The sequence below is a fragment of the Amycolatopsis pittospori genome (assembly GCF_013870525.1).
GTDB lineage: Bacteria > Actinomycetota > Actinomycetes > Mycobacteriales > Pseudonocardiaceae > Amycolatopsis > Amycolatopsis pittospori.
The window spans coordinates 40,099-49,997 of sequence record NZ_JACBXD010000059.1; the positions used below are offsets into that span (position 1 = coordinate 40,099).

A 9,899-nucleotide genomic window follows, 5' to 3' on the forward strand; every position below is an offset into this window, starting at 1 on the left:
TTTTCACCACTCGCTTACGCGATCCTGGTGGTACGGGGGCCCGGCCACAAGCCGGGCCCCCGTACCCGCCGGAAGTAGCTGTTGACCGTAGGGTTACCGCCACTACGGTGACAACCGGGCGACGGTCCAGCACTTCGGCGACCAGGCCTGGATGAGGAGCAGTTCGTTGAACCTGGTGATCTACATTCTTCGCCGTCTGGCGATATCTATTCCCGTCCTGGTGGTCGGGACTTTTCTGTGTTTCATCATGGTCGCCGGCACGGGCGACCCGCTGGGTGAGCTGAGGAGCAACCCGGCCATGAGTCAGGAGACCTTGAATCAGGTCGCCAGTCAGCTCGGCCTGGACAAGAACATCGTCCTTCGGTACTTCGACTGGCTCGGCAGCTTCGTGACCGGGGACTGGGGCATCTCGATCGCCCAGGGCAACGCGTTGGCCCCGGTGTTCCCGAAGGTCATGGCCGCGTTCGAGGTCACCGCCAAGCTCGTCGTCGGCGCGGAACTGCTCGCGCTCGTCCTCGGCGTTCTCGTCGGTGTGGTCGCGGCGGTCAAGCAGTACTCGATCATCGACTACGTCGCCACCACGCTGGCCTTCCTGCTGTTCTCGATGCCGATCTTCTGTGTCGCCATCGTGCTGAAGGGCTACGCGATCCAGTTCAACGGCTGGGTCCGGGACCTGGGACTGTCCGATGTGCTCGGTAACCCGTGGATCCGCACCACCAGCCCGGAATCGCTGAACTTCGACGGTCCCGGCGGTTTCCTGGCCAGTTACGTGGGCGCCTATCTGCTGCCGACGTTGTCCATCATGGCGATCAGCTTCGCCGCGTACAGCCGGTTCCAGCGCGCCTCGATGCTGGACACGCTGAACGCGGACTACGTCCGGACCGCTCGTGCCAAGGGCCTCCCCAACGGGCGGGTCATCTTCCGGCACGCGTTCCGGAACGCCCTGATCCCGGTGACCACGTTGTTCTCCGTCAACTTCGGTGCCGTGCTCTCGGGCGCGATCATCACCGAGTCGGTGTTCAACTGGAACGGCATGGGTAAGTTGCTCGTCGAAGCCGTGACCAAGAGCGATCCCCAGGTGATGATGGGATGGCTGGTGGTCATCGCCACGAGCATCATCATCGCCAACCTGATCGCCGACCTGATGTACGGCATCCTGGACCCGAGGATTCGCGTTGGCTGACTTGAACTCCCTCATCGCGGCGGACTCCGCCGAAGGCAAGGTCGCTCCGGAAGCGCTGCCTGAGCCGCGCAGCCAGGGCAAGCTCGTGCTGCGCAAGTTCCTGCGGCACAAGCTGGCGATGGTCTGCACGGCTATCCTGCTGGTGCTCGTGCTGACCGTGATCATCATGCCGATCTTCTGGCCGTACAGCTACGAGGACAGCTCCTTCCCGTCCTTCGCCAAGCCCAGCGGGGAATTCCCGCTCGGGACGACGCAGGTCGGCAAGGAGATGGTGTCGCAGATCCTGCGCGGCACCCAGTACTCGTTGCTGATCGCGCTCATCGTGTCGATCGTCGCCACCACCATCGGCACCGTCTTCGGTGCCATGGCGGGCTATCTGCGCGGCTTCACCGACTCGGCGATCTCACGCGTGACGGACCTGTTCCTGATCGTCCCGCAGATCGCCGCCGCCGCCATCCTCGCGAAGGTGTTCGGTGGTGGCGCCTGGTACATCGTGGCGATGGTGCTGGCGGCCTTCGGCTGGATGTCGATCGCCCGTATCGCCAGGGCCGAGGCGATGTCGTTGTCCCAGCGGGAATTCGTGGACGCGTCACGCGCGTCCGGCGCCGGGACGTTCCACATCGTGTTCAAGCACCTGGTGCCGAACATGGTCGGCCTCATCACGGTGAACGCGACCCTCGCGGTCGCGCAGGCCGTGCTGATCGAGGCGGCGCTGTCCTTCATCGGGCTGGGGGTGCAGCTGCCGGACACCTCGCTCGGCCGCGTCATCCTCGAGAACTACTCGCAGCTGCAGAACCGGCCGGCGTTGTTCTTCGGCCCGTTCATCGTGCTGGTGCTGATCTCGCTGACGATCAACTTCATCGGCGACGGCCTGCGGGACGCTTTCGACCCGCGGCAGCGCCGGATGAAGGCGTAAGACCCCGCTATAACCGTGAAGGCCCCTTTCCCTCGGCTGACCGAGGGAAAGGGGCCTTCACGCGTTTCGGGCTCCCGCTTCCGGCTCCCGTAAGTCCGTGAAGGCCTCCTTGAGGGACCCAGGGTCCCTCAAGGAGGCCTTCACGGACGTCCAGAGGATCAGTCGGCCACCGGAGCGAGCTTGCCCGCTTCCCAGGCCGCGCGCCGCTCGGCCTGCAGCACCGGGTCCGCCACCGGGGCGGCCGAAAGCAGACGGCGGGTGTAGTCCTCGCGCGGCGAGTGCAGCACCTGGTCACGGGTGCCGACCTCGACCAGCTTGCCGTGCTGCATCACCGCGACGCGGTCGGCCAGCAGGTCGACGACGGCGAGGTCGTGGCTGATGAACAGGCAGGCGAACTGCAGCGAGCGCTGCAGGTCAAGGAACAGGTCCAGCACCCGGGCCTGCACCGACACGTCCAGCGCGGAGGTCGGCTCGTCCGCGATCAGCAGCGCCGGGTCGAGCGAGAGCGCCCGCGCGATGGCGACACGCTGACGCTGGCCGCCGGACAGCTCGTGCGGGTACCGGTTGCGGTAGTGGCCGCCGAGCTCGACCTTGTCCAAAAGGGACGCGACGCGCTCGTTCAGCGCCTTGCCCGACAGGAACTTGTGCAGCACCATCGGCTCCGCGATGGACTCGCCGATCGTCATCTTCGGGTCCAGGGTGGACGCCGGGTCCTGGAACACGATGGAGAAGTACCGGCGCAGCGGGCGCAGGTCCTTGTTGGACATGTTCGTGATGTCCTTGCCCGCGATGGCCACGGTGCCTTCGGTCGGCGTCAGCAGGCGGATCGCGCAGCGGCCGACGGTCGACTTACCGGAACCGGATTCGCCGACCAGGCCGACGATCTCGCCCTTGGCGATGCTCAGCGAGACGTCGTCCACCGCGCGGTTCTTCGCCTGGCCGCGACGGCCGGGGTACTCCAGCACGAGGTTCTTGATCTCGAGCGCCGGGGCGTCGGCCTCGATCACGGCCTCCAGCTCGGCGTCGGCGAGACGGATCTCCTCGGCGATCTTCGAGGCCTCGTCGCTGTCGGCGTCGATGCCCGAGTCGTCCAGCAGACGGCGGCCTTCGGGCCGCTGTCCCAGCACAGGGACGGCGGCGAGCAGCTTGCGGGTGTATTCGACCTGCGGCGACGCGAACAGCTCGCGCACCGGCGCCTCTTCGACGATGTTGCCCTGGTACATCACGACGACGCGGTCGGCGAGGTCGGCGACCACACCCATGTCGTGCGTGATCAGCACGATCGCGGTGTTGAGGGTGTCGCGCAGCTTGCGCAGCAGGCCGAGGATCTCCGCCTGCACGGTGACGTCCAGCGCCGTGGTCGGCTCGTCGGCGATGATCACCTTCGGGTCGCACGAGATCGCCATCGCGATGACGACGCGCTGGCGCAGACCGCCCGAGAGCTGGTGCGGGTACTGCTTGAAGCGCAGCGGCGGATTCGGGATGCCGACCATCTCCAGCAGCTCGATGGCGCGCTTGTCGGCGGCTTCCTTCGAGATGTCCTGGTGCGAGCGGAGTGCCTCGCGCAGCTGCCAGCCCACCGTGTAGACCGGGTTCAGCGCGGTCATCGGCTCCTGGAAGATCATCGCGACCTGGTTGCCGCGGATCTTCTGGAGATCCTTCTCCTTGAGGTCGGCCAGGTTGCGCTCGCCGAGGCGGAGTTCGCCGGCGATCCGGCTCGTCTTCGGGAGCAGCCCGAGCACCGACATCGAGGTCACCGACTTGCCGGAACCCGATTCGCCGACCACCGCGACGATCTCACCCGGTTTGACGTCGAAACCGATGCCCTTGACCGCGTCGACGACGCCGTCCTCGGTCGGGAACGACACGCTCAGGTCGGAGATGGACAGAACCGAACCCGACACGCCGCCGAGGTCCGACGATGCTGCTTCAGTGCTCACCAAGATGCCCTTCGTGGGGGTACTTATGGTCACGACGTTAAGCCCGTGACTCGCGCGAGGATAACCGAGAGTCGCCCGACTAAGGTCGGTGCTCGGGGCTTCCGTTCCCGACACCCTATAAAGGAATGCCCGCCGTGTTCGAATTAGTCTTCAAGCCGTGATCTCCGCCCAGACCAAATTGCTCCTGGTGCACGCTCATCCGGACGACGAAAGCATCACCACCGGCGGCACCATCGCGCGCTACGCGGCCGAAGGCGCCGAAGTGACCGTCGTCACGTGCACTCTCGGTGAGGAAGGCGAGATCATCCCGCCGTCCCTCGACGGACTCGGTTCGTGGGCCTCCGATCAGCTCGGCGGTTACCGCGCGGGCGAACTGGCGTCGGCGCTGGCCGCGCTCGGAGTCGCCCGGCACCGGTATCTCGGCGGCATCGGCCGCTGGCGGGATTCGGGGATGGCGGGGACGCCGTCCGCGGCCCATCCGCGCGCGTTCTCCGGTGGCGACCTCGAAGAGCAGGCGGCTCAGCTGACACAGATCCTCGACGAGGTCCGTCCTCAGGTCGTCGTCACCTATGACGCTTTCGGGGGTTATGGGCATCCCGACCACATCCGCGCGCACGAGATCACCATGGCCGCGGCGCCGAGGGCCGAGTCCGTCGAGCGGGTGTTCCACACGGTTTCTTCGCGCGACGCCGTCTCGGACGGGCTCGCCGCGCTTCGCGGTCGTTCGCCGTACCGGGTGCCGGACGACGGCGAGCTGCCCGTGACGCCGGACGAGACCATCACGACCGTCGTGGACGTCGGCGCGCACATCCCGGCGAAGGCCGCCGCGCTGCGGGCGCACGAGACACAGGTCAGTGTCCCGGCGCCGCCGCATCTCGCGGACCACTTCGCGCTGAGCAACGACATCGCGCAGCCGATCACCCCGAACGAGTACTTCGTGCTCGCCCACGGTCCGGCCGAGGGTGCCGCGGCCGACCTGTTCGGCGGACTCGCGAAGTGACGGCGCCGTCGCCGCCGCTCACGACGGGGCAGCGCTGGTTGCTGGCCCTGCTGTCTTTCGACGCCTTCCTGCTCGGTTTGCTCGAGTTGTTCTTCCTGCCGCTCCGGCTCGACGGCATCGTGCTGCCGAAACTCGGCGACGCGCCCTTCCCGGTGACGGTCGTGCTCGCCGTGGTCACGACGCCACTGCTCGTGAGGGCGACCGCCAAACTGGTCCGGCCGTCCTTTTCGGTGATTCCGCTGCTCATCTGGGTACTCGTCGTACTCGGGATGGGCATCGCCGGCCCCGGTGGTGATCTGGTGCTCATACAGGATTGGCGCGCGCTGCTGCTCATCGGCGGCGGGGCGCTGCCGGGCGCGCTGGCACTGGGCGGCGGATTCGGCACAGCTGCGGCGAAGGCCGCCAAGGGAGGCAACGATGGGTGAAGCGATTTCGGATCGCCAGGTCGTGGCGGTGCTACGGCCGTTCGTCCGCGCCTGCGGTCCGATGGTCGACGCGCTGCGGGACGCGGATCCGTTCGGCCTGCAGGCCAGGGGCCGTCGCGAGGACGCCTTGGAAGGCGTCGAACCCAAACTGAAGGACAAACTGCTCGACGGGATCACCTCGGTGAAGGTGCCCGGCACCGCGGCCTGGGCGGAGATGTCCAACTACCAGCGGACCGACTGGTGGGTGAACCGGGTCGGCCGGTTCACGTCGCTGATCACCGCGATCCCCGGGATCGGCGGCGCGCTCGCCGACCGGCTGCCGGTGCAGGACACGCTCGGCGCCGCGTCGCAGGGAGTGCTGCTGTGCGCGATCGCGGGTGAGTACGGCATGACCGACGTCGGCGCCCGCGTCCGGCTGATCGCGTGGGTGCTCTTCGAACGCGACATCGATCCGGTGATCGCGGCCGGAAAGCACGCGGAGCACGACAAGGCCGCCGAAGACGACGAAGCCGCGAAGCTCACCGAAGAACTCGACGAGTCCAAGAAGAAGCACGGCAAGATCACGCTGAAGGCGGCCGCGGGCACGCTGTGGCGACTCGGCCGCGGACTGCTCGGCATCGTCGAGGAACTGGAGAAGCGGCCTCGTGGCCGTCTCTTCCACCGCGCGCTCGGGAAGCTTCCCGTGGTCGGCATGGCGGGCGACTACCTCGGCGAGCGCTCCGGACTGAAGCGCGTCTGGAAGCGGGCGCACGAATGGTTCACCGAGCACCCCGACGGCACCTGAGCTACTTCCAGAACATGAACGCGTCCTGGCCGTACATGGCCGCGAGCTTGAATCCGCCCACGGAGTCGAAGATCGCGAACGACGCCTGCCACAGAAGCCGGTTCGCTTCGTCCACTAGGAACAGAACGGCGAACAGGACGAGCGGGGCCCACGGCCGCGCCTTCGCGCCGAACTCGCGCGCGCCGGGCGAGAGGTACGGCTCGATCGCGCCCCAGCCGTCGAGTCCCGGGATCGGCAGGATGTTCAGGATGAACGTGACGATCTGAAGCAGCGCCAGGAACGAGAGCCCGATCACGAGTCCGCTCGACATCGGCACCAGCGCGACGAGCAGCGTCAGCACCACGCCGACGGCGAGGTTGCTCAACGGTCCGGCGAGGGAGACCCACGACGAGACCGCGCGTGAGCGCAGACGCCCGCGTTCGATCCACACCGCACCGCCGGGCAGCGGGATGCCGCCGATGATGAGGAATACCAACGGCAGGATGATGGACAGTGCCGGATCCGTGTATTTCCGGACGTCCATAGACAGGTAACCCTTGTGGGCGACGCTGTGGTCGCCGCCGCGGAACGCCACGATCGCGTGACCGAACTCGTGCAGCGTCAGGGACGCGACCCAGCCGCCGGCGACGAGCAGGACCACGCCGGCGATGATCAGCGGGTCGTACTGCTGGCTGGAAATCGTGGTCGCATCACCGAAAGCCGCCAGTACACCGCCCAGGACGGTGACCGCGAGGATGCCGAGGAAGATCGGGCTTGGCCGCACTGCTGATCTCTGCACCCCACCAGTCTTCCGTATGCCCGATGTGAAGTTGTCGGCGTGTCCCCTTGCGCGATGAGGCGGAAGTATCCCCCGAACTCGCTACTCCGCTTGACCTGACCGCACTACACGGGTGTAATCACAGTGATGTCATTCGTCGCTGGAAGGGGGCGGCGGATGGTGTTTCAACACCGCCAGCCTGGGGAGTGCGTGGACAGCGAGGAGGCGGACGTGCGGTTGGAAGCAGATGGAAGGGAATGGGGGCAAGTCGTGGGTTGGGGTGAGGTCCCGGAGCAGCAACTGGGCGATCTCACCGAACTTTTCGACGATGCCTCCGCGGAAGAGCAGGACTGGCAGGAACGGGCCCTCTGCGCGCAGACGGACCCGGAGGCGTTCTTCCCCGAGAAGGGCGGCTCCACCCGTGAAGCCAAGCGGATCTGCCTCGGTTGCGAGGTCAAGGACGAGTGCCTCGAGTACGCCCTCGCGCATGACGAGCGGTTCGGTATTTGGGGCGGGCTCTCCGAACGCGAGCGTAGGAAACTGAAGAAACGAGCCGTGTGACGGCGATCTCCGGCACCCCCAGTGCGCCGGAGATCGCTTCCTGCACTCGTTCCAGACAGTGGGCCCACCATCGAGTGATGGGGCGAGGACATAGGGTGGCGGCACCTCGGCCGCCGTCCCACTGGAGTCCCGTTGTCGCGAACAGCCGCGCCGCCCGCAGTGCGCACGGTCCCCGTTCTGGCCATTGTGGTCTGTCACAACGGCGAAAACTGGTTGCCCCTGGCGCTTTCCGCGCTGAGGCGCAGCGGAATCCGGCCCAGGCACGTCCTCGCCGTCGACACCGGGTCCACCGATGGCACGGCGAAGATCCTCGCCGACGCGGCCGCGCCCGGTGCTGCGGTCGGCGGTCCGGACAGCTCCCCGATTCTTGATGGAATCCTCACACTTTCGAGTGACTTGGGCTTCGGTGCCGCCGTCGGGGAGGCCGTCGAGCACGCCGTCGAACGGTGGGGCGATCCCGGCGGTTGGCTCTGGCTGCTGCACGACGACTGCGCGCCGGAACCCGACTGTCTCGAAAACCTGTTGGCAGCGGCCGAAAACGAGGCCGAGGCCACCGTGCTCGGTCCGCTCGCGGTGGACTGGAGCGATCCGCGGCTGATCGTCGAAGCCGGCCTGTCGACCGACGCGATCGGTCACCGGCAGCAGATCTCACCCGACGAGACCGACACCGCGGTGCTCGCCGTACCGAGTGCGGGTTCGCTGGTGCGGCGGGAAGTCTGGCACTCGCTCGGCGGGTACGACCCCGGTTTTCCCTTACTGCGCGAGGATCTCGATTTCGGCTGGCGTGCCAACGCCGCCGGTGGCCGGGTGCTCTCGGTACCTTCGGCGCGGCTCCGGCACGCCCGCGCGCTCAGCACCGGGCAACGGGAACCGGACGCGCTCGGAATCTCGCTCGCGGCGGCGAACCGCGCGCACGGGCTGCGGGTGTTCCTCGTCAATTGCTCCCCGTTGTCGTTTTGGTTCGGCTTGATTCGAATTCCGCTCTTCGCGGTGTTGCGCGCGCTCGCGTTCCTGCTGTTGCGCCGCACCGGCGAGGCGGGGGCGGAACTCTCCGCCACCTGGTACCTGCTTCGCGGGCGAGGCGGATTGCGCGCGGCCCGCGCCGAACGCCGGAAGAGCGAGCGGCCCGGTGACGTCCGAGGCCTCTTCGTCGGACGGCTGACGCGGGTGCGGAACGCGGTCCGCGCCGGCGTCGTCGATCTCGTGCGGCGTGGCGTCGAACGGGACTACGCGCTCGGGACCGTGCCGGAGACCGCGGATCAGGAAGGCGCCTGGATCCCGCCGGAAGCGTTGCAGGCCGGGCAGGATCGTCCGGTCGGGCCGGGTGCGCTGCCCGCGGGCGCGATGCGCGGCGTCGGCTCGCGGGGGACGGGACTGCGGCGGCCCAGCGCGGTCGTGGCGGTCGCGGTCCCGGAAAAGGTCTCCGCACAACCGGCTTCGGGCCGGCCCAAACCGTCGCCGGTTCCGCGTGACGGCGGGCAGCGGCCCGAGCCGGAACTCGTGTTCGTCGAGGTCGACCGGAAACGGGTCCTCGGTGCGACGGTGTTCGCCCCGCCGGTGCTGATGCTCGTGGTGCTGACGGCGCTCGCGTTCGTGGTCAACGGTTCGCGGCTCGGACTGGACCTCTTCGGCGGGAAACTGCTGCCGGTCGGCGGGCTCGGCGAGATCTGGGCTTCCTACATCGCGCCGTGGCACGCGATCGCGGGCGGGACGGCGAGTCCCGCGCCCGCGACGTTGCCGGTGCTGGGCACCCTCGGCGCGATCTTCACGCCGATCGGGGGACCGGCCGCGCTGGTCGCGATCCTGTTGATCGCTGACATCCCGCTCGCCGCACTGAGCGCGTACGTGGCCACTCGACACCTTCGCGTGCGTCGCTGGGTGCGTGCCGTCGTCGCGGCGGCCTACGGCGTGCTGCCCGCCGCGACGGCTTCGGTCGCGCAAGGGCGTCTCGACGTCGTCGTCGTGCATCTGCTGCTGCCGCTGGTGATCGCGGGTCTCGTGGGTCTGCTGGTGCGCGCGGATTCGCGGTGGCTGCACGTATCCGCGCTGAGCGCGATCGGGCTGGCGCTGATCGGCGCCTTCTCGCCGCTGGCGCACGCGCTGGCACTCGTCGGCCTCGTGGTCGGGTTCGTCGTGCTGCCGTCGCCGACCGGGCTGGCGCGGCGGATCGCGTCGGTCGGGATCGTGGTCTTCCTGCCGCTGGCGCTTCTGCTGCCTTGGCCGAGTGTGCTGCTGAGGCATCCGGAACTGCTGCTGCACGGACTCGGGGGCGGCGCCACGGCCGCGTCCGGGGCCGACCTCGCCGGACTGGACCCGGGTGGGCCCGGGGCTTG

General features: G+C 68.0%; 9 protein-coding genes. 7 read left to right on the forward strand and 2 right to left on the reverse strand.

Annotated elements, in window-relative coordinates:
* Window positions 1–166 precede the first annotated feature (166 nt).
* Both H5J31_RS27895 and H5J31_RS27900 read left to right on the forward strand, forming a co-directional pair.
* Window positions 167–1,183: an ABC transporter permease gene (locus tag H5J31_RS27895; RefSeq protein WP_181775620.1), complete on the forward strand. Its 1,017-nt coding sequence runs from the start codon at window positions 167–169 to the stop codon at window positions 1,181–1,183.
* On the forward strand, window positions 1,176–2,099 hold the full coding sequence (locus tag H5J31_RS27900) for an ABC transporter permease (protein WP_407925070.1): 924 nt from the start codon (window positions 1,176–1,178) through the stop codon (window positions 2,097–2,099). Before H5J31_RS27895 ends, H5J31_RS27900 begins: the two co-directional genes overlap by 8 nt.
* 158 nt (window positions 2,100–2,257) lie before the next feature.
* On the opposite strand, the gene H5J31_RS27905 is transcribed toward H5J31_RS27900, so the two are convergent.
* Window positions 2,258–4,039 (reverse strand): ABC transporter ATP-binding protein, encoded by a 1,782-nt coding sequence (locus H5J31_RS27905; RefSeq protein ID WP_181775621.1) that lies wholly within the window; start codon window positions 4,037–4,039, stop codon window positions 2,258–2,260.
* A gap of 157 nt (window positions 4,040–4,196) precedes the next feature.
* On the opposite strand from H5J31_RS27905, the gene mshB reads away from it, so the two are divergent.
* From mshB to H5J31_RS27920, 3 genes are read left to right on the forward strand one after another with little or no spacing between them, the layout of a single operon-like run.
* The gene (mshB, locus tag H5J31_RS27910) at window positions 4,197–5,039 is read left to right on the forward strand and encodes an N-acetyl-1-D-myo-inositol-2-amino-2-deoxy-alpha-D-glucopyranoside deacetylase (RefSeq protein WP_181775622.1); all 843 of its coding nucleotides are present in this window, start codon (window positions 4,197–4,199) and stop codon (window positions 5,037–5,039) included.
* Complete coding sequence (locus H5J31_RS27915) at window positions 5,036–5,464, forward strand: hypothetical protein (protein ID WP_181775623.1); 429 nt, start codon at window positions 5,036–5,038, stop codon at window positions 5,462–5,464. Before mshB ends, H5J31_RS27915 begins: the two co-directional genes overlap by 4 nt.
* The gene (locus H5J31_RS27920) at window positions 5,457–6,248 is read left to right on the forward strand and encodes a hypothetical protein (protein ID WP_181775624.1); all 792 of its coding nucleotides are present in this window, start codon (window positions 5,457–5,459) and stop codon (window positions 6,246–6,248) included. The genes H5J31_RS27915 and H5J31_RS27920 overlap by 8 nt, the downstream gene beginning before the upstream one ends.
* Window position 6,249: 1 nt before the next feature.
* Here H5J31_RS27920 and H5J31_RS27925 read toward each other — a convergent pair whose 3' ends face one another.
* A complete protein-coding gene (locus tag H5J31_RS27925; RefSeq protein WP_181775630.1) occupies window positions 6,250–7,011 on the reverse strand; it encodes a site-2 protease family protein in 762 nt (253 codons plus the stop codon).
* A gap of 171 nt (window positions 7,012–7,182) precedes the next feature.
* On the opposite strand from H5J31_RS27925, the gene H5J31_RS27930 reads away from it, so the two are divergent.
* Window positions 7,183–7,566 (forward strand): WhiB family transcriptional regulator, encoded by a 384-nt coding sequence (locus H5J31_RS27930; RefSeq protein ID WP_007028952.1) that lies wholly within the window; start codon window positions 7,183–7,185, stop codon window positions 7,564–7,566.
* A 132-nt stretch (window positions 7,567–7,698) separates the two neighbouring features.
* A partial coding sequence (locus H5J31_RS27935; protein ID WP_207898889.1) for a glycosyltransferase occupies window positions 7,699–9,899 on the forward strand: 2,201 nt, incomplete at its 3' end.